The organism is Thermoanaerobacter uzonensis DSM 18761 (assembly GCF_900129115.1).
Classification (GTDB): domain Bacteria; phylum Bacillota; class Thermoanaerobacteria; order Thermoanaerobacterales; family Thermoanaerobacteraceae; genus Thermoanaerobacter; species Thermoanaerobacter uzonensis.
The window spans coordinates 64,123-84,935 of record NZ_FQUR01000009.1; the positions used below are offsets into that span (position 1 = coordinate 64,123).

Consider the following 20,813-nt stretch of genomic DNA (forward strand, 5'->3'; position numbering starts at 1 on the left):
ACCTCAAACTACTTCCTCCAACTGTTTCTTCAATTCAAAAATCACATCTCTCAATTTTGCAGCCTTTTCAAACTGCAGTTCAATTGCAGCTTCTTTCATTTCTTTTTCAAGTTGCTCTATAGTTGACTTAATAATTTCAGGGTCATAAGTTTTAACTTTCTTTCTTGTATACTTCTGTTCTTCTTCAGCAACGTGAGTAGCTTCAATTACATCTCTTACTCCCTTAATTACTGTCTTTGGAGTTATACCATGTTCTTTGTTATATTCCATTTGTATCTTTCTTCTTCTGTTCGTCTCATCAATTGCTCTCTTCATAGAATTTGTTACAGCGTCTGCATACATTATTACTCGTCCTTCCGCATTTCTTGCAGCACGTCCTATAGTCTGTATTAAAGAAGTCTCTGAACGCAAAAATCCCTCTTTGTCTGCGTCTAATATTGCCACCAAAGCAACTTCAGGTATGTCTAATCCCTCTCTCAAAAGGTTTATGCCTATTAAAACATCGAATTTACCCAGCCTTAAATCTCTTATTATTTCAACCCTTTCAATCGTCTCAATATCAGAATGTAAATATTTTACTTTTATTCCTATATCCTTGAGATAATCCGTTAAATCTTCTGCCATCTTTTTTGTAAGGGTCGTAACAAGCACTCTAAAGCCTTTATCAACTGTTTTTCTAATTTCCCCTATCAAATCATCTACTTGTCCCTTAACAGGCTTTACTATCACTTCCGGATCCACAAGACCTGTCGGTCGTATTAACTGCTCAACAACCTGCTCTGAATGTTCAATTTCATAAGGCCCTGGTGTTGCAGAAACAAAGATAACTTGATTTATCCTCTCTTCAAACTCTTCAAAAGTAAGGGGACGATTGTCAAAAGCAGAAGGAAGCCTAAATCCGTATTCTACTAATGCTTCTTTCCTTGACCTGTCTCCATTGTACATGCCTCTGATCTGAGGAATTGTCACATGGGACTCATCTATAAAAATGAGAAAATCTTCAGGAAAATAATCTAAAAGGGTATAAGGAGGGCTTCCTGGAGGTCTTCCCGAAATATGCCTTGAATAATTTTCTATTCCTTGACAGTATCCCATCTCTTGTAGCATCTCTAAGTCATAATTTGTTCGCTGTCTTAACCTTTCAGCTTCTACTATTTTACCAGCATCTTTAAGTTCTTTATACCTTTGCTCCAGTTCTTCTCGAATGCTTTTTATCGCTCTTTCCAATTTGTCTTTTGAAGTAGCATAGTGAGAAGCCGGAAATATAGCCACGTGTTTTCTTAATCCCAATACTTCACCTGTTAACACATCAATTTCTGCTATTCTGTCAATTTCATCTCCAAAAAGCTCAACCCTTATCGCCTTATTGGAAAAAGAAGCAGGAAAAATTTCTATTACATCTCCTCTTACCCTGAATTTGCCTCTTGTAAAATTCACATCATTTCTTTCATATTGTATACCTACAAGCTTTTTAATTATTTCGTCCCTATCTTTTATCATTCCCGGCCTTAGAGAAAGCATAAGATTTTCGTAATCTACAGGGTCACCTAAGCCATATATACAAGAAACACTGGCGACAATTATAACGTCTCTTCGCTCAAAAAGAGCTGCCGTAGCAGAGTGCCTCAATTTATCTATTTCTTCATTTATAGAAGCGTCTTTTTCAATATAAGTATCAGTTTGGGGTATATAAGCCTCCGGTTGGTAGTAGTCATAATAACTTACAAAATACTCCACTGCATTGTCTGGAAAAAACTCTTTAAATTCACTGTATAATTGCGCAGCCAAAGTCTTATTATGAGCAATGACAAGAGTAGGGCGATTTAACTTTTGTATTATATTAGCCATAGTAAAGGTTTTTCCAGAACCCGTCACACCCAATAAGGTTTGAAATCTATATCCTTTTTTTACCCCTTCAACTAATTTATCTATAGCTTGAGGTTGGTCTCCTGTTGGTTTAAAATTAGATACCAACTTAAACCCACTCATTTTTTCTACCCTCTTTGCAATTTATCATCTTATTATTATAGCATACCCTATTTGTCAATACAAACATAACCAAACAGCCGGTCGTGTCAAGATCTTGTAGGTAAAGATGTAGCTACACTTTATAAATGGCTGACATTTTGCACAAAGCGCGCGACTTGTCTGAGCAGTTGCTAAACTTAGCAAGACCGAAGGATGGAGGCGGGGCCGAAGGCAAGGATGCCGGAGGCTGACCCCTGAGGCAAGGAAGCCGAATGGGTCAGGAACCTCGCCGGAATCCAAGGTCGAGCGTTAGTTTAGCCTGCGAAGACACTGGAGCAAGCTGTGCAAAATGTCAGCCATATTATTTTTTACCTACTGAAATTTTACACATACCAAACAGCCGGCCTTTACAGGTCGGCTGAATTTTTTATAATTCCATCTTTAAGTTTTGGCACAATATCAAATTTATCAACTGTCAAGCAAAACTCAATATCTTCATCATACCCTAAGTCTTTTAATCTTTTAAAGTGATAGCCTTCCTTCATTATTTCATACAAGTTGTCCTCATAAGGTTTGTACAAAAAATAACTGGCTTTTGATAAATCATCACTTTCAAATTCCATTAAATCTTGCAGCTTGTTATATATCACTCCAGCAGTTATTATGTCGTCAAAAGAAAATTTTCCTTCTGTACCAGCACATACAATTATTGTATCTTTATTGCTGGTATATATATACTTAGCAACCGCAGAAGCATTTAAAAGACATCCTAAAATTACATTATCTGCTAAAGAGACTTTTTTTAAAGCTTTTGTTCCGTTGGTAGTAGTAAAAATTATCGTTTTATTCTCTACTTTTTCACGAGTATACTCTAATGGAGAATTAGATAGGTCAAAACCTTTAATCTTTGTAGAGTTCCTTTCCCCAGCTAAAAGATAAGTTTTTTTATCTAAACTTTTTACAAGTTCGATCGCTTCTTCTACTTCTGAAACTGGAATAATCTCTTTAGCTCCGTTGTACAAAGCAGTAGTAATAACACTTGTCGCCCGTAGAGTATCTATTACAACGACATTTTTGTCTTTTAATTCTCTTTCATTAAAAGAATTATATGTTTCAAAAGTTTGTAAAAACACACAATTTGCCTCCTTATTTGTTTTTCTTAAAGATGTTTTTAAACATTTCTTTTAGTTTTTTTATAAATATTCCCCCTTCATTGATTTCATAAATCATAGAAGTTGCCTTTGGCACTATTAAAATCCCTAATCCCAAAATTCCCTGGGGATCCTTATATTCATAGTTAGTATAATTGCCATTTAAATCTTTTACAGTGATCCACATCACAGAAGGCCGTTCATTGAGTATTCGTATTATATCATCTGGATCATTGATAGGAATATCATTAATTTTTAATATTACATCCCCCGGTTTAATTCCCATTTCTCTAGAGGGAGAACCTTTTGCTGTCGCTAAAATCATCACTCCTGTATCTGGCGCTACAAAAAGAGGTGGATTTTCCCTTTCTTCTCTTTGCCCTATTAAAATTAAAAGCTCATGAGCCACTGGCGCAAAAATAGCTGCTAAATATTGAAATAATTTAGTATAGATTCCCAATATCGCCAATATAATCAAAACTATACTAAAGAAAAATAAACGTATAGAAGAAATTCGCGTTTTCTTTTCTGGAAGTTGTGTTAAAGCTAAGTCTCCGTATCCTAAAGCTGCAATACCTGGCATAATTAAAAAAATTGCATTATTTAAATCAATTCCAGCTGGTTTGATAATGGGCCACCAATCTGGCATATTTACACCCTGTCCTGTTATTGTTATTCCAGTAGCAATAGTTAATGCAGCAAAAGGAATGGGCCAAAACTTTTGCATAGTAAAGCCTCCTGCCACCCGCCCATCCTTAAGCCTTACAAAGATAGGAGTGGTATTCCTTGGACCGTCTATATATATTAAAAGGCTTTCCATCAAATGAAGAATACCTACAATAGACATAAGTGCAGGAACACTTATACTAGGAAATCCAAAAATCAAGCTGGATAGGGAAACTATTCCTCCTGCATAAGAAAAGCAAATATATCTAGGATTGACAAACATTAGCACTATAGCCAAAGGCCATACATACTGAAGCCCTACATTTTCTATTGTTATTCCTAAAAATATCATAAAAAAGCTCCCAATTATTGCAGCAATTACACCATAAAAGATAGAGTCAAGAACCAATTCTTTCATTGGTTCTTGCTCATGTCCCATAATCTCTCTTTCTATAGCTATTTTATTTCTATACTGCATTACTATTAGAATTATCACTATCCAGAAAAAAGGATTAAAAATTGACAAAGCTATTGTCTTTATTGCCATCCAAAAAACTTGAATAAAAGTTATCATTTTAACACCTTACTTTATCTCACTTTTTACAATCTCAAAAGCTTTTATAAGCTGAGTATCTCCTTTTAAGTCAGGAGTATCTTGAAGAGTGTAATTTCCAGGAAGCTCCACTACATAGTTGGGCTCAATTCCTTTGCCTTGAATATTTGTGCCATTTGGCGTGTAATACCTTGCAATAGTATATTTTAATCCTGTACCATCACCAAAGTCAACAATAGTTTGTACAAGTCCCTTTCCAAAGGTAGTGGTCCCAACTAAAACTCCTGCTTTTCTATCTTTTATCGCCCCTGCTAAAATTTCTGAGGCACTAGCACTGCCTTTATTTACAAGAACAGCAAGGGGTAATCCAAGGCCAGGTCCTTTAGAATAATATTCTTTATTGTCCACTCTTCCTTTGGTCGTCACAACAACTCCCTTAGGCAAAATTAAATTAGAAATATCTATAGTTTCATCTAAAAGTCCACCAGGATTATCCCTTAAATCTAGTATAAGTCCTTTCATGCCCTGAGACTTTAACTTATCAAGAGCTGCTTTAAAGTCATTAGCTGTGCTTTGGTCAAACATTGTAATCTTAATATATCCAATTTTATCAGGAAGCATCTCCTCATATACTGTTTCTAATTTTATTATCTCTCTTGTTATTGTCTTACTAAAAGTTTTTCCTTCTCTCATTATAGTGAGGGTTACATCTGTTCCTTGAGGTCCTCTCATCATAGCTACTGCTTCATCTAAATTTTTGCCGCTTACTTTTTTATTGTTCACTTCTATTATTATATCGCCGGATTTTATCCCTGCTCTTTCCCCTGGTGTATTTTTTATTGGAGAAACCACCACAATATGGTCTTCTTTATCAACTGCTACAACTATCCCAATTCCCCCATAAGTACCTGTAGTTTGAGTCATAAAATCAGAAAATTCTTTCTTATTCATATATACAGTATAAGGATCCTCCAAAGAGTTAGCCATTCCTTTCATAGCACCTTCTAAAAGGACTGAAGAATTAACTTTATCAACATACCTATTTTCAAGGATTTTCTCAATTTCAAAAAGCTTATTATATTCTTTTATCAACTGGTACTCCTCACGAGAAACAAGGACTTTACCATTAGGAAGAGCCACTGATACTGCGTTTGCTAACATAAAAGTTATAACATTTGTAACTATTAAAAGTACTGCTAATAAAATATAAAATCTTTTTTTCGCCATAATTTCCCCACCTTTTTTAGTCTCTTAAAATTATATGTATATGTTCTTTTTTATTATACAACATTCATGAAATAAAAAAAACAGACTGGTTATTTTAACCAGTCTATCGGATTAACTGGAACACCATTTTTACGCACTTCAAAGTGAAGATGTGGGCCTGTTGCCCATCCCGTACTTCCTGCTTTAGCAATAACTTGACCTCTTTTAACAATGTCACCTTCTTTTACTAATAAAACAGAATTATGACCGTACAAAGTGGATATTCCGTCTCCATGGTCTATAATTACTGCATATCCATATCCACCGTAATAACCTGCAAAAATAACTTGTCCATCTCCCGCAGCTACTATATCAGCTCCTGTTTCAGCAGCAATATCAATACCTGTATGCATCCTGTATTGGTGTAATATTGGATGATATCTCATTCCAAAAGGTGACGTTATAATGTCACTAGAAGGAACAGGCCATAAAAGTTTTCCACCAGTATATTTAATTTTTGACTTCGCTTGTAATTGTTGAATAACTGTTTCTAGTTGTTTTGATTGTTGCAGCAACTCGTCTTCCTGTTGTTCATATAGTTTTTGCTGCCTCTCTAAATCTCTCATTAAACCTTCCCGCGAGGCCATAGCTACCTGTAATTCCCTTTGTCGAGAAACTATTTGGTTTTTATAATTTTGCACTTCTGTTTGCATTTGTGCTAATTCTTTTTCTTTTTGTTCAATAACTTCTCTTTGTTGCTTGTAAGATTCAAATAAATTCGCATCAAAATCTACTATACGTTTTACAATATCCAATCGCGTTATAAAATCTCCAAAATTTTGGGCACCAAGAAGCACATCTAAATATCCCCATTCTCCACTTATGTATATAGCCCTTATGCGCTCCTTCATTGTTTGGAACTGGGTATTTTCCTTTTGTTTGGCTGCTTCTAATTCTTTGCGAGTCTTGTTCAGTTTTGCAGTAATATCATACAACTGTTTTTGTGCATTTGCTAATTCTTGCTGTGCAGCACTAAGTTTTTTATCTAAATCTGCTATTTGAATGGCAATATCATTTTTCTGATTAATTATTTCTTCTTTTTTCTTTTTAGTCTCAGTTATAGATTTTTGGATTTGATTTAATTTGTTTTTAGCATCTTGAAGCTGGTCTGCTTTTGGATAGGACGTAAAGAGCACTGTAAAGAGAAATACAACAGCAAATAGTAGCCATTCCCGCCTATATCTTCTCAATGCCACTTCCCCCTTGTAAATTTTACACATTCAAGAACCTTTTAATTGAAAGTCCACTTCCTAAAGCTCCAATTATTGCACCAATTATAGAAAAATACACCAAAATGTCCCCTACTATTTTTTCTGGTGGCAATAGTTGAAACACTATTAATTTATTATTAATAATATTAAGCACATATCCATAAATCAAAACTAATAGTACAACTGATAACAAGGCACCTACCAGTCCCAATACTACACCTTCAATCAAAAAGGGCCATCGTATAAACCAATCAGTCGCTCCAATATACTTCATTATGTTGATTTCTCTTCTCCTTGCAAAAACCCCTAATTTTATTGTGTTAGAAATTATGACAATTGAAATTATAAAGAGAATAAATATAATGGAAAGCCCCACTATCCTTATTATCTTTATAATTCCAAGAAGCTTATCTACAACATCTTGCCCATAGCTTACTTTGTCAACTCCATTTATTTGCTTTATCTCGTTTGAAATATCTTTCATCAAACCAGCATCTTTCACTTTTACTATATAAGATTGAGGAAGAGGATTATCTTTTTCCAAGCCTTCTGCTAAATAGCTTTTATCTCCTAATTGTTGTTTAAATTTTCGTAAAGCCTCTTCTTTAGATTCAAAAACTACCGAAGTAACGCCGGGCATTTTTTTTATATCATTGCCTATCTGGGTAACTTGTTGCTCAGAAATATTATCTTTTAAAAACGCTTTAAGTTCTAATTGAGATTCTACCTGATTAGTCAAACTATTAACATTTAAAATAATAACAAGAAACAAACCTAAAATGAGCATTGCTGCCATTACAGAAGTTATAGAAGCTACTGTCATAATCCTATTTCTTGCTAAATTACTAAAACCTTCTTTTAAAAAATATTTTAAATTTCTAAAGAGCATATCCATAAACACCCCTTGCTTCATCTCGTACTATGTTTCCTTTTTCCAGCGCTATTACTCTTTTTTTCATTGCATCTACTATGTCTTTTGCATGGGTGGCCATAACGACTGTAGTACCTCTTTTATTTATTTCAGATATAAGTTTTACAATTTCCCAGGAAGTATCAGGATCCAGATTCCCCGTAGGTTCATCTGCTATAAGAATAGAAGGTTCATTTACAATAGCTCTTGCTAAAGAAACCCTTTGCTGCTCCCCACCAGACAGCTGCCTAGGATACTTGTCCGCTTTATCACTTAATCCTACTAATGACAATACCATCGGGACTTTTCTTCTTATCTCCTTAGGATGTGCTCCAACTATTTCCATAGCAAAAGCAACATTTTCAAACACTGTTTTATTAGGAAGCAATCTAAAATCTTGAAAAACTACCCCCATACTCCTTCTCAAATAAGGTATCTCCCGCTTTTTAATTTTTGTTATATCTTTTTTATTAATTACAATACTGCCAGAAGTAGGTTCCTCCTCTTTTAGCAATAATTTAATTAAAGTTGATTTACCTGCACCACTAGGCCCAACAATAAATACAAATTCTCCACTTTCAATTTCAAAACTAATATTTGAAAGAGCTATTATATCTTTATTGTATCTTTTAGATACATTTATAAACTTTATCAAATTTTCTCACCTCGGAATATCGTATAATTTTGTCAAAACCAAGATCGTCTTTAATAAGACAGCATCATCAAAATTTTTAGCGTCTAAACCTGTCATTTTGAAAATTTTATCAAGTCTATAAACTAATGTATTCCTATGGATGTACAACTCTCTGGCAGTCTCACTCAAATTTAGACTATTTCTAAAAAAAACATTTAGGGTTTGTATCAATTCCTCATCTTTGAAAATACCAAAATCAATATTTCTTTTTTTAATAAAATTATTTATCTTCTCTATGTCAATTCCCCATAAAATTTCTGCAAAGCTGTAGTCTTCGTAAATATATATTCCTTTTTCATTTTCCAATTTTTTACCAATAAGTAAGGCTGTCTCTGCTTCCCTATAGGCAATATGTATATCCTCAATTGGCACAAAGGAAGAAGAACTGGCTATTCTTACTTTCATATAGCCTTCAGCTTCTATCATATCTTTCATAGTTTTATAAAGTTCTATTAAAGAGTTATTTCCCTTGTAAGAAAATATCGCTGCAAATCTTTTATCATCAAATTTTACAGTATATAAATTACCTTTATCAAAAATGTTGGTAATTATCTTTATCGCATCGTCAATTTCATTATTCGATTCGACAATTGCTACTGTATATTTCACATTCTTATTTATTTTATATTTTTCAGTGTAATAGGACACTAAATCTGCACTTAATTTACAAGTTAAAGCCTCTATCAAAAACTCTTCTCTATCATATTTGTGCAGTAATTGTTCAAAAATTAGAGAAATTAGATAAAGCACTTTTTTTGATTGTTCATCTTTTACTTCTAAAGCGACAGTAAAAAAGAGGACATCATTGTAAAATATGTTATAGCATATAAATTCCCCTACTTCATATATCTCTTTTTCATCAATATATTCTACATTTATCCTTAAAAATCCTGCTTTTTTTTCAAAAAAATCTTTGTCGCCATAAATTAAATTTCCTGACTTATCTATTATATATAATGGCATTTGAATATTTTTTTGAATATCGTAGGCCACCTTTTTTATAAAGTCATAGCCGATCATTTTCATACCACCTTACTTAATAGTATACAATAATTATACACTATTTCCTAGAAGAAATAATAGGCAAATGTAAATTTATGTGGTATTTTGACACAAAAAAATAAAAGGCGGAATAACCGCCTTTTAGCTTATTACTCTATTCAAAATTGACATTTCTGTTTCTTTATCAAACATGTGCAATTTATTTATATCAAAACCTATTTTAATTACGTCTCCGGCTTTTGCCCTTGTTCTTGGATCTACTCTTGCTGTCAATGGAACACCATTCACATCCAAATATAGATATGTCTCTGGACCCATCAACTCTGTAACATCTACTTTTGCCTCAATTACAGCTTCTGGATATGCTTCCAAGAACACTTCTTCGTCATGCAAATCTTCTGGCCTTATTCCTAACACAATTTCTTTTCCAACGTAGCTTGGATCTTTTAATCTTTTCAAAATCCCTTCTGGCACCAAAATGCTGAATCCCTTAAAAGTAGCATATACTTTTCCATTCTTATTTTCTAATCTTGCGTCAATAAAGTTCATTTGAGGACTTCCAATAAATCCAGCAACAAACAAATTATTTGGGTAATCATAAATAGTCTGGGGTTTATCTACTTGCTGAATAACGCCATCCTTCATAACTACTATTCTTGTACCCATTGTCATAGCTTCTGTTTGGTCGTGGGTAACATATATGAAAGTCGTCTGTAATCTATCGTGTAGTTTAGCCAGCTCAGTTCTCATTTGTACTCTCAATTTTGCATCTAAGTTGGACAAAGGTTCATCCATCAAGAATACTTTTGGATTGCGGACAATAGCACGCCCCAATGCAACCCTCTGTCTTTGTCCACCTGACAAAGCTTTTGGTTTCCTGTTTAAGTATTCTTCCAATCCTAAAATTCGAGCTGCTTCTTTTACTTTTCTATCAATTTCCGCCCTTGGAACCTTTCTAAGTTTAAGTCCAAAAGCCATATTGTCATACACTGTCATATGAGGATAAAGAGCATAGTTTTGGAATACCATTGCGATATCCCTATCTTTTGGTGGCACGTCATTCACAAGTTTGCCATCAATATAAAGTTCGCCCTGAGATATTTCCTCAAGTCCTGCTATCATTCTCAATGTTGTAGTTTTACCACAACCAGAAGGTCCAACCAATACTATAAACTCTTTGTCCTGAATTTCTAGATTAAAATCTTTAACTGCGGTAACACCGCCTGGATAAACTTTGTAAACATGTTTGAGTACAACATCAGCCATTTTTAGATTCCCCCTATTAGAAAACGTTTGATGTTTTTATTATAATACTATTTCTTCTTCTTTACTATCGTCAATAAATATGATATTTAGCACAAATTTTTGTACAATATATATACAGTAATAGGTATTTTTTTCTTTAATCCTCTTTTTTTTGAATTTTATTTAAAAAATTAAACCACAAGAACACCAATACCCCATCAATAGCAATCAAACTCCAAAAAACATATAGTTTCACTATTTTCCCCTCCTCATCCAGGGGGATAATTTAAAAATAGTGATGAGATTCCCTAATGCCAAAAGTGCTGCCACATCTATAATTAGACTATATAAATAGCACCAGTGAAGATATTTTAGTACCCCTATATGCACTAATGAATATTCCATTACAAAAAATAGTACAGTTAAAACAATCACATTTATAAAGCGCAAAATATTATTTCTAGGATATGTTTGTGCATACAATACTCCTATGCAAAAAGGTGCGCCAAAAGTAAAAAATAAACTTGAATTAAAAATTTTAATAATAATATTAGAAAAATCGTAAAGATTAAGACCAATTGCAATTTCATCTACAACAAGTTGAAAACTTAAAGCTAATAGTCCTCCCCATATAGTATATTTTATATATCTCCAATCAACTAACAAAAAGAAAATAATCCATGAAACTATAAAAGTTATTATCCATGGCATTTATACCACCTCTTATTTAGTTTACCCATTTTTAATCTCTAATAAAAAATTTTTTGAAAATCTATTGACAGCTGTTTTCATAAATGATATTATAATAAAAAAATTGAATAACAATACCTCATCTTCTTGGAAGGTGAGGTAGAGGCGCGGGTCATCAAGAGTAGTATACCAGAGGTATTTAAGGGCCAGTGAAGGTATATGAAAGGGATGCTCGCCGAAGCGCGTAAATTCCTTAAAGTTTACGCAGCTGGGCCTATGCCGAATAGGTATAGGACTGTCACTGGAGGTTTCCCGAGCCTTCAGTGAAGAGCTATCTCGCTATAGGGGGAAGGAGGTATTACCATGTCTATGTGCAAAATAGGCAGCTGAGGTAATACTTAGCTGTATTTTATTTTGTTTTTAAGTTTCGTAATTTAAACTATTAAAGTAAATGAGGTTGATAAAATGTTGCATGGTACAATGAAAATAAATTCAAAGGGGCATTTGGAAATAGGTGGTTGCGATACTGTAATTCTCGCAAAAAAGTTTGGTACACCGCTTTATGTAATAGACGAAGAGTTATTGCGGCAAAATTGTAGAGCATTTTACAATGGCTTTAAAAAAGATTATCCAGGAAATGAAGTGATTTATGCCAGCAAAGCTTTCATGACAATGGCAATATGCAAAATAATTGAAGAAGAAAACTTGGGTCTTGACGTCGTTTCTGGTGGAGAATTATATACTGCGTTAAAAGCAGGATTCCCTGCTGAAAAAATATACTTTCACGGCAACAATAAATCAAAAGAAGAACTTATAATGGCATTAGAAAATAATATTGGGAGAATCATTGTAGATAATTGGTATGAACTAAATATGTTAAATGACTTGGCAAAAAAGATGAATAAAGTTCCTAATATTTATATAAGAGTATCTCCTGGTGTAGAAGCTCATACTCACCAATATGTAAAAACAGGACAAATAGATTCAAAATTTGGCTTCCCTCTTTTTAATGGAGACGCAATGAGAGCCATAGAATATGCTTTAACTTTGGAAAATGTAAATCTAGCAGGCCTACATTCTCATATCGGTTCTCAGATTTTTGATGCAGAATCTTATAAAGCTGAAATAGAAATTATGATGAATTTCCTAAAATTAGTAAAAGAATTTTTAGGTTGGGAAGTAGGAGAACTAGATCTAGGTGGAGGTTTTGGAATAGCATATGTAGATGAGGACGATCCCCAGCCAATCGAACAAATAGCACACGAAATAATGCAAGCAGTAAAGGAATATTCCGTTGCTTTAAATATAAAAATGCCAAACATAATTGTAGAGCCAGGTCGTTCTATAATAGGAAATGCCGGAACTACTCTTTACACAGTAGGAGCTATTAAAGACATACCAGGTGTCAGAAAATACGTGGCAGTAGACGGAGGAATGTCTGATAATATACGTACCGCTTTATATGGAGCAAAATATGATGCTATTGTAGCTAATAAAGCTAAGAATATAACATCAGAAAAAGTATCAATAGCAGGAAAGCTTTGCGAATCAGGTGATATGCTAATTTGGGATATTACACTACCTATAATTGAAGAAGGAGATATTTTAGCAGTGCTGTGTACAGGTGCTTACAATTATTCGATGGCTAGCAATTATAACAGGTTACCTCGTCCTGCTGCAGTACTCGTGTCTAATGGTCAGGCTGACATAATCGTTGCGCGAGAAACTTATGAAGACTTAATCCGAAATGATATAATCCCAGAAAGGCTAACCAATGAAAAAAGAAAAATCGCTAATTACTAAAAAAAGAGAGGTATAACCTCTCTTTTTTGTTATTCATTTTCTTTTGCTGTTTCAGCCTCTTCTTCTGCCTCTTCTTCACTTTCTCTAGGTGCCAATACAGAAACTACAACCTCATCAGGATCATCTACAACTTTTACTCCATCTGGAACTTGTATGTCTTTTACAAAAAGTGTATCTCCAATCTCTAAATTGCTTAAATCCACAACAATTTCTTGAGGAATTTTGTCAGGTAAGCTTTCCACTGTCAACTCCCAAAGTTGATGCTGTACAATTCCACCCCTGCTTTCAATAAGACCTATTCCTTCAAACTTTAACGGAACCGTAGCTTCTATTTCTTCATACATTGATACTCTTTGGAAATCCACATGAATTATTTTCCCTTTCAAGGTATCTTCTTGAATCTCTTTAATAACCGCATTATGAGTAGAACCATCCACAATCACATTGAGGAGGACATTCCTTCCATGTTTTTGTAGCAACCTTTGAAGCGCATTATATTCAACTGCTAAAGGAATGCTCTCCGTCATATCCTTACCATATAAAATGGCAGGAATATAACCTTGATTTTTTAAACGGCGAGCTACATTTTTACCTGTATCTCTTTTTATAGCTTCGATACTGATTGCTTGCATCTGTCACTCCTCCTTTTGTTTATTGTTTCCAAATATTATTTTACCACTACGTTTAATAAATATCAAATCCATTTGACAGGTTAATTTTTTCATAGTAAACTTTTATGTATAAAGTGTGCGCCTGTAGCTCAGTGGATAGAGCGTTCGGCTCCGGACCGAGAGGTCGCAGGTTCGATTCCTGTCAGGCGCACCATTTATTTCATTAAGTTTTTAACAATATCTTCCGCATTGTTTAATTCATCTATAATTTTTAACAATTCTTCTCCTAAAGAATCTACAATAAAATCAGCTTCTGATATGTCCTGATTTCCGGAATTAGGATTTTTAAAACCTACCACTTTCATTCCTGCTTTTTTAGCACCATGAACTCCATTATATGAATCCTCAATTACAACACACTCATGGGGTTTTACTTTTAATTTGTCTGCTGTATATAAAAATATATCTGGTGCTGGTTTGCTATTTTTTACATAATCTCCAGATACAAGCACATCAAAGCATTTATCAATTCCCAGCTTTTTTAAAACTAATTTTATTACATCTATAGGAGAGGAAGAAGCAACGGCTAATTTATACTCTTTCTCAAAAAGCTTTTTTACTGTCTCTGTTATACCTTCTATAGGAATTATTTCGCCTGTTTTCAAGACATGCTCTAAATACCTTTTTCTATCTACTTCTACAAGTTTTTCTACGCTTTGAGGAAGATTAAATCTTTCTTTAATTTTCCTCCACATGTAATAAGAAGAACTTCCTACAAATGTCATGTGTTCTTCTTCTGTTATCTCTACTCCTAAACTTTTGAATAATTCCTCTTCTAATTTAATGTGTATTGGCTCACTGTCAATCATTACTCCATCCATGTCAAAAATAACTGCTTTAATCATTTCATCAACTCCTTATGAATTTATTAGTTATTTCTTTCTACTTTCAAATAATCTCCTTATAACAGCATAAATTAAGATAAAGGAATCTTACTTATTTTCTCTCTCAATGATCATTTCCAATTTTCTTTTTAAATCTTCAAGATGTTTCAAATGCTTATCCTTTATATTGTTATAAATCTCTAAAGATAATTTTTTATCGTAAATATGTGAAGTTTTATTTCTATCCATTAACATATCTATCCAAGATTCTCCATCATCTATTAAATGATTTCCATAAGCTGCCCTGATAACACTTCTCGGACTGTTTACTTCAATCCCTTCATAAGCAAGATAATCTTTCATAAGTTTCCACGCTAATTCAAAAGTAAATTCAAATCTTTGTATTATCCCATCAATAATTATCTCATTCTCTATCTCGATGTCAAAGGCTTCTTTTAAACGCATAAAAGCATTTTTAAAATCTTCAAATCTCTGAAGTAATCTTTTTTCTATCATATACCTCTACTCCATCCTTCAATATGTTTTCTTTTAATTCCTCTTTCGTAATACTTTTAAAACTTACTACATCAAAGTCAAGAGGAGTATTTAATTCTCTTAAATCAAATTCTAAAAGATTTATCTCTGTATGTGTTACTTCATCTCCAAAAATACAAATATCAATATCTGACGTTTTTTTAAAGTCTCCCCGACCTCTGGAACCAAAAATAACTGCTTTTTCAACACTTGTATATTTTGATATCACCTTTATTATTTCTTTCAATAGTGTGACAGACAATCCTGTTTTCTTACAAATATCTAGAAATTCTAATTCTTCTTTCATATCCCAAACCTCTAATATTATCTAAAAAGCTTCCTTGGTATATACCTTGCTATCGCTTCCAACATTTTTTCATTTGGCTCAAAAAATAGCAAAGTTTTTACTCCCCCATTTTCAAACACTGCAAAATACACATCAGGGGAAGACATAGAACTTACCGCTTCAATTCGATTTTTAATAGCTTTTATGTCTTCTGTCAGCTTGTCACTATTAACCTTTGCCATAACTTCAAAATCTCTGCAGTCAACGCTTATAACATGTTTCCTTCTTTTTTGGTCAATTATTTTATCTACATCCAATTCATTGTTTGTAAGTGAATATTCAAACTCAATATTTCTCGACCTTATTAAGTAATATGCTAAATAGCTAAACAATAACAAAAAGAAAATTAAGAAATTTTTAACTATTGGTATTAAAGGTATCACGCCAAACACAATAATTAATGCAGCTACTACAACACCAATACTAAATAAAATATCCTTCGAAGTTTTTTGTTTTTTGACTAATTTTTCGATAAATACATCCATCCTCTTTTCACCTCTCTCTTAATTATATCAGTAACATTAAAATTCCACAACTTTATAAAGTCTCCACCCTTTCAAAAGTGGAGACTACCTTGTTGACAAAGTCAAAAATTTTTAAATAGGATATTTTCGAAAGTTTGTATACAGTCTGCACCTACTCTTATATTTCAATTCCAATTTCAATATTATCTCCTGGCTTTAATATATCTGTATAGGAAGCACGTCTCCCATTAAGTTTCATTTCTGGCACCTTGTTATTATCCAGTTTCAAATCTATAAAATTGAATACGTCTACAAACAGATACTCTTCTTTCCCTTTTAACACTACTTCTTTTCCATTTACTGTAACAGCAAAACTTGTTAAGTCTTCTTTTATAACTATCTCATCCCCATTTTTTATAACATAATTTTGGTCCACTTTTGAATTATTTATAAAAATTATTTTCCCTTTTTGCTGCTTTAGTAGTTCACCAGCGGTTATTGTAGCATCTTGCCCTTTTTGACCTTTTATAATTGTTATTTTGTCTCCATCCTTTATAGGAGTCTTTAAATTTGCTAATGAATCATTTACATATATTTGTGGAGGAGTTCCTTCTTCACCTTTAACAACGATTTTTTGGCCATTAAGATTGAAAAGTAAATCTTTGCCATTTTGTACAATTAAATTTTTAGAGTCATAGTTTATAGCAACTAAAGCATCCATTACCGTAGGATTCTTTATGTTAAAAATCTTTATTGTTTCATTGTCAATAGAAACTTTTATAAAGTCCTTCCTCTTATTTATCATTGCAGAGTAAGCTATTCCTATTGGAGTTATGCTTTCAGGGCCTTTTAACGTCTTCCCTTTGTAATCTAAAATTTCTACTGATTTTATATCTCGTACAGATACTCTACTTATAGGTAAATTCAATATAGATGCTATTTCTTCAGGCAAATTAGGAAGATTACTACTGCCACCGACTAAAAAAACCGCAGAAGGGCTTTTACCATTATATTTTATAATTTCCTCGCATATCTTTTGCGCTAAAACTTTAACTTGTGGTGTTATAATTTGCACTATTTCATCTTTTTTTATTTTGTGCTGTATATTTAACACGTCTTTAAATTTGATTTCTTTTTTTGTGCTTTTTTTTATTTTCTCAGCAGTATTAAAATCGGTGAGAAAATGGGTAGCAATTGATTCAGTAATTTCATCACCGGCATAAGGCACCATAGAATATGCTATTATGTTTCCTTCTTTTGATATAGCAATATCAGAAGTACCTGCTCCTATATCTACAAGGGCTATATTTAACATCCGAATTTCAGGTGGAATTGCCACATTTATTGCTGCTATAGGCTCTAAAGTGATATATGAAACTTCCAACCCGGCTTTTTTCACTGCAGCATAGAGTCCCTCTATTACATCGTAAGGAAGAAAAGTAGCTAAAATTTCTACTGCTATTTCACGGCCTTTATGCCCTTTTAAATTGGTAATAGGAAAACCATTTAAGTAATAATTAGATACTGTATAACCGACGGTATGATATTTTGTAACCCCTGATTGAGTAACAATGGAATTTTGCGCAATCTCAAGAGCTTCCAACTCAAGATTGTCTATATCTTCTACCGTTATTTCGTGCTCTTCATCAATATTTTTTTCTGCTCTCGCAGATTGAGTTTTTAAAGACCTTCCCGCCGCCGCAATACACACTTCCGTCAATTTCATATTTAAAGAATCTTCAAGCCTTCTCTTTATTTTTTCAACAACATTAGCAACTTTATCTATATCATGAACTTGCCCATCAAACATTGCCCTACTTTCATGTTCCATCTGTTCAACAGCAAGCACTTGGAATTTCCCATTATTTTCAATGCCTACTATCCCTACAACTACCCTTGTCCCAATGTCAAGAGCAAAAATAATATCACGGTTATCCATCATTTAACCTCCGAAATTATTACTTTATAATTTTATTATACAATTTTACATATTATTTCGGAAGAGTTTTTAGTAAGTTTAATATAGATTAACATTTTTAACAGCAGGATTACGTAAAAGGAATTGTAAGGCATGCAGTTGGCGTGGATAATGATTGGAAATGGACATATATAAAAAAATAAGGTTTAAAATTGGGAGGCTTATATTGCCTCCCATTAATCAACTAGCCGTATTTGCATGGACTTTCTTGCTAGTGCTGTTAGACCATCTGCCGCACTTATCTCCCCATCTTGAAATTACCTCATCTCCTTGTATGAACTCTACGACTTCGCATCGATTTGGACAAGCGGTACACTCAAAACCTACTGCTCTATATTTAAAGTCACTTACCTCAAAGCCTTTAAAGAAAGTATATCCTTTTTCTTTTACTGCTTCTTTTGCCAATATTGCTGATCCGATGGCTCCCATTACACCGTAATGTTCAGGCACATATACTTTCATTCCTAATGCCTTTTCAAAGGCTGCCTTTATTCCTTTATTAGCAGCAACACCACCTTGAAACACTATTGGCTCTTTTATTTCTTTTCCCTTCCCTACATTATTTAGATAATTTCTAACAAGGGCATCACACAAGCCACTTATTATGTCAGGAAGAGCATATCCCATCTGCTGCTTATGAATCATGTCAGATTCCGCAAAAACACTACATCTACCCGCAATTCTGACAGGACTTTTAGATTGCAAAGCTATGTCTCCAAACTGTTCAATGGGAATATTTAACCGGTATGCTTGCTGGTCAAGAAAAGAACCGGTACCTGCTGCACAGACTGTATTCATTGCAAAATCTACTACTACCCCATCTCTTAAAATTATGATCTTTGAGTCTTGTCCCCCTATTTCAATTACAGTTCTGACATCCTTTATTACATTGGAAGCTGCCACGGCATGAGCAGTAATTTCATTTTTGACAATGTCTGCCCCTACCATTAAGCCAGTCAATTGCCTTGCACTCCCTGTGGTGCCTACTCCTTTAATAACCATATCTCCTATTTTATTTTTTATCTCACGAAGAGCATTTTGAACTGCTTTAATAGGTTGGCCCTGTGTCCTTATGTAAACAGAATCTACTACTCTATTATTCTCATCAATTACTGCAATATTTGTACTAACAGAACCTACGTCTATCCCCATGTAACCTTTCATATCTAACCTCCTAATTATTCATTTATTTTACATTTTTGCCTTTAAAATCATTTTTTATACTCTTGCAATTAACGAATAAATTGCATTAATAAGCAAAAACTACATTCAGAATAAAAGTGGGGGCGAGAAATTATGAAAAAGAATTTGCACATTATTATTTTGGCGCTTTCTATCTTTATAAATTTGCTTTTTATTTACATTTTTATCTCAGAAGTAAAACCAAATCTAAATCTCAACCTTTCTTTTATCTTGACAGCAGCAGTAATTGTTGTAACCTACCTACTATTTAAAAATAAATTTTCGGAGCTCATGCCTGTAAACTATAACAATATCACTGAGACAAATGAAGATGCCAGTCATCGAAAAACCAATATTACTTTTAAGGATGTGGCGGGCTTAGATGAAGTGATCGATGAATTAAAAGTTATAATCGACTTTATGACAAATACAGAAAAGTACAACAAAATGGGAGCAAAAATTCCCAAAGGTATATTATTTTACGGACCACCAGGTACAGGAAAAACTCTTTTGGCTACGGCATTAGCTGGTGAAACTAATTCTACTTTTATCAGTGCTTCCGGTTCAGAATTTGTAGAGAAATATGTAGGAGTAGGGGCAAGTCGCATAAGATCTCTTTTCGCAAAAGCAAAAAAAAGCGCTCCCAGTATTATCTTTATAGATGAGATAGATGCTGTAGGAACAAAGAGAAACACCGATAACAATTCAGAAAAAGATCAAACTTTAAATCAACTATTGGTAGAAATGGATGGTTTTAATAGCAACGAAGGGATTATAGTCATAGGAGCAACTAATAGAATTGATATGTTAGATGAGGCCTTACTAAGGCCTGGAAGATTCGATAGAACCATACACATTGGAACACCTAATATGAAAGCAAGATTGGAAATATTAAAGGTACATACCCGCAATAAACCTCTTGACGAAACTGTATCTTTATCCGAATTAGCACGAAAAACTCACGGTATGACAGGCGCACATCTGGCTACTATGTGCAACGAAGCAGCAATACTGGCTGTGATGAAAAATAAAAGTAAAATTGGCAAGGAAGAGTTTGAAGAAGCATTAGAACGCGTAATCGCAGGCCTTAAAAAGAAAAATCCTTCTGTATTAGAAAAAGAGCGAACAATTGCTGCGTACCATGAAGCGGGTCATGCTCTAATTGGAAAAATTTTAAACGTAAATACTATAGAAAAAATTTCAATCGTCCCTCGAGGTGAAGCATTAGGATATGTATTAAACTTTCCAAAAGAAGATGCCTTTTTACTAACAAAAACAGAATTGAAAAATAAAATAACCATGCTTTTAGGAGGTAGAGCTTCTGAGGAAATAATATTCAATGAAATTTCAACAGGAGCCGAAAATGACTTAAAAGAAGCTACAAAAATTGCCTATCAGATGGTTTGCAATTATGGAATGAGTGAATTGGGAAACAGGGTTTTTGACTTACACATGTTAAAATCCACAGAAATTGTCGATAAAGAAATTGACAAAATTATAAATAACTGTTATACACTTGCAAAAAAAATATTGCTGGAAAATAAACATAAAGTTATTGTAATAGCCGAAAAGCTTTTAGAAAAAGAATCAATTACAAAAGAAGAATTAGAAGCATTATGGGAAGAAGAAAATACTTTATGTGTATGACAAAAAAG

Annotated in this window: 19 protein-coding genes, 1 tRNA gene and 1 riboswitch; of the genes, 3 read left to right on the forward strand and 17 right to left on the reverse strand. The window is 33.4% G+C overall.

Features of this window, described 5'->3' with window-relative positions; genetic code table 11:
- Nucleotides 1–3: 3 nt before the first annotated feature.
- The 10 genes from uvrB to BUB32_RS05020 all read right to left on the reverse strand — a co-directional run bounded on the left by uvrB (nucleotide 4) and on the right by BUB32_RS05020 (nucleotide 11,377).
- A complete protein-coding gene (gene uvrB / locus BUB32_RS04975; RefSeq protein WP_072967970.1) occupies nucleotides 4–1,989 on the reverse strand; it encodes an excinuclease ABC subunit UvrB in 1,986 nt (661 codons plus the stop codon).
- A 386-nt stretch (nucleotides 1,990–2,375) separates the two neighbouring features.
- Complete coding sequence (locus BUB32_RS04980; protein WP_072967972.1) at nucleotides 2,376–3,101, reverse strand: 2-phosphosulfolactate phosphatase family protein; 726 nt, start codon at nucleotides 3,099–3,101, stop codon at nucleotides 2,376–2,378.
- Nucleotides 3,102–3,114: 13 nt separating this feature from the next.
- Nucleotides 3,115–4,359 carry a PDZ domain-containing protein gene (locus tag BUB32_RS04985; RefSeq protein WP_072967974.1) on the reverse strand — a complete coding sequence of 415 codons (1,245 nt, stop codon included), beginning with the start codon at nucleotides 4,357–4,359 and terminating at the stop codon, nucleotides 3,115–3,117.
- Nucleotides 4,360–4,368: 9 nt separating this feature from the next.
- Nucleotides 4,369–5,565 carry a S41 family peptidase gene (locus BUB32_RS04990; RefSeq protein WP_072967976.1) on the reverse strand — a complete coding sequence of 399 codons (1,197 nt, stop codon included), beginning with the start codon at nucleotides 5,563–5,565 and terminating at the stop codon, nucleotides 4,369–4,371.
- Between the two features lie 89 nt (nucleotides 5,566–5,654).
- Nucleotides 5,655–6,794 carry a murein hydrolase activator EnvC family protein gene (locus tag BUB32_RS04995; protein ID WP_072967978.1) on the reverse strand — a complete coding sequence of 380 codons (1,140 nt, stop codon included), beginning with the start codon at nucleotides 6,792–6,794 and terminating at the stop codon, nucleotides 5,655–5,657.
- A 22-nt stretch (nucleotides 6,795–6,816) separates the two neighbouring features.
- Nucleotides 6,817–7,710 carry a permease-like cell division protein FtsX gene (gene ftsX / locus BUB32_RS05000; RefSeq protein ID WP_084726982.1) on the reverse strand — a complete coding sequence of 298 codons (894 nt, stop codon included), beginning with the start codon at nucleotides 7,708–7,710 and terminating at the stop codon, nucleotides 6,817–6,819.
- Nucleotides 7,694–8,380 (reverse strand): cell division ATP-binding protein FtsE, encoded by a 687-nt coding sequence (gene ftsE, locus BUB32_RS05005; RefSeq protein WP_072967980.1) that lies wholly within the window; start codon nucleotides 8,378–8,380, stop codon nucleotides 7,694–7,696. The genes ftsX and ftsE overlap by 17 nt, the downstream gene beginning before the upstream one ends.
- Nucleotides 8,381–8,386: 6 nt before the next feature.
- Nucleotides 8,387–9,439 (reverse strand): PucR family transcriptional regulator, encoded by a 1,053-nt coding sequence (locus BUB32_RS05010; protein ID WP_072967982.1) that lies wholly within the window; start codon nucleotides 9,437–9,439, stop codon nucleotides 8,387–8,389.
- A 123-nt stretch (nucleotides 9,440–9,562) separates the two neighbouring features.
- Nucleotides 9,563–10,687 (reverse strand): ABC transporter ATP-binding protein, encoded by a 1,125-nt coding sequence (locus tag BUB32_RS05015; RefSeq protein ID WP_072967984.1) that lies wholly within the window; start codon nucleotides 10,685–10,687, stop codon nucleotides 9,563–9,565.
- Between the two features lie 234 nt (nucleotides 10,688–10,921).
- Complete coding sequence (locus tag BUB32_RS05020) at nucleotides 10,922–11,377, reverse strand: hypothetical protein (protein WP_072967986.1); 456 nt, start codon at nucleotides 11,375–11,377, stop codon at nucleotides 10,922–10,924.
- A 131-nt stretch (nucleotides 11,378–11,508) separates the two neighbouring features.
- Nucleotides 11,509–11,698, forward strand: a riboswitch (Lysine riboswitch).
- Nucleotides 11,699–11,821: 123 nt separating this feature from the next.
- Between BUB32_RS05020 and lysA the strand changes: the two genes are divergently transcribed.
- On the forward strand, nucleotides 11,822–13,159 hold the full coding sequence (lysA, locus tag BUB32_RS05025) for a diaminopimelate decarboxylase (protein WP_072967987.1): 1,338 nt from the start codon (nucleotides 11,822–11,824) through the stop codon (nucleotides 13,157–13,159).
- Nucleotides 13,160–13,188: 29 nt separating this feature from the next.
- Here lysA and BUB32_RS05030 read toward each other — a convergent pair whose 3' ends face one another.
- Complete coding sequence (locus tag BUB32_RS05030; protein ID WP_042833597.1) at nucleotides 13,189–13,791, reverse strand: 50S ribosomal protein L25/general stress protein Ctc; 603 nt, start codon at nucleotides 13,789–13,791, stop codon at nucleotides 13,189–13,191.
- Between the two features lie 117 nt (nucleotides 13,792–13,908).
- Here BUB32_RS05030 and BUB32_RS05035 point away from each other — a divergent pair.
- Nucleotides 13,909–13,984, forward strand: a tRNA-Arg gene (locus BUB32_RS05035).
- Nucleotide 13,985: 1 nt separating this feature from the next.
- Here the strand turns inward: BUB32_RS05035 and BUB32_RS05040 are convergent.
- From BUB32_RS05040 to BUB32_RS05065, 6 genes are all read right to left on the reverse strand, one after another.
- On the reverse strand, nucleotides 13,986–14,675 hold the full coding sequence (locus BUB32_RS05040; protein ID WP_072967989.1) for an HAD family hydrolase: 690 nt from the start codon (nucleotides 14,673–14,675) through the stop codon (nucleotides 13,986–13,988).
- 87 nt (nucleotides 14,676–14,762) lie between these two features.
- Nucleotides 14,763–15,170, reverse strand: coding sequence for a nucleotidyltransferase substrate binding protein (locus BUB32_RS05045; RefSeq protein WP_072967991.1), 408 nt, complete (start codon nucleotides 15,168–15,170; stop codon nucleotides 14,763–14,765).
- Complete coding sequence (locus tag BUB32_RS05050) at nucleotides 15,139–15,495, reverse strand: nucleotidyltransferase domain-containing protein (RefSeq protein WP_072967993.1); 357 nt, start codon at nucleotides 15,493–15,495, stop codon at nucleotides 15,139–15,141. Before BUB32_RS05050 ends, BUB32_RS05045 begins: the two co-directional genes overlap by 32 nt.
- Before the next feature lie 17 nt (nucleotides 15,496–15,512).
- Nucleotides 15,513–16,019 carry a hypothetical protein gene (locus tag BUB32_RS05055; RefSeq protein WP_072967994.1) on the reverse strand — a complete coding sequence of 169 codons (507 nt, stop codon included), beginning with the start codon at nucleotides 16,017–16,019 and terminating at the stop codon, nucleotides 15,513–15,515.
- A gap of 157 nt (nucleotides 16,020–16,176) precedes the next feature.
- Nucleotides 16,177–17,937, reverse strand: a complete 1,761-nt coding sequence (locus BUB32_RS05060) for a cell division protein FtsA (protein ID WP_072967996.1) — start codon at nucleotides 17,935–17,937, stop codon at nucleotides 16,177–16,179.
- 219 nt (nucleotides 17,938–18,156) lie between these two features.
- Nucleotides 18,157–19,140 carry an acyl-CoA dehydratase activase gene (locus BUB32_RS05065; protein ID WP_072967998.1) on the reverse strand — a complete coding sequence of 328 codons (984 nt, stop codon included), beginning with the start codon at nucleotides 19,138–19,140 and terminating at the stop codon, nucleotides 18,157–18,159.
- A 132-nt stretch (nucleotides 19,141–19,272) separates the two neighbouring features.
- On the opposite strand from BUB32_RS05065, the gene BUB32_RS05070 reads away from it, so the two are divergent.
- Nucleotides 19,273–20,805: an ATP-dependent metallopeptidase FtsH/Yme1/Tma family protein gene (locus tag BUB32_RS05070; RefSeq protein ID WP_072968000.1), complete on the forward strand. Its 1,533-nt coding sequence runs from the start codon at nucleotides 19,273–19,275 to the stop codon at nucleotides 20,803–20,805.
- Nucleotides 20,806–20,813 lie beyond the last annotated feature (8 nt).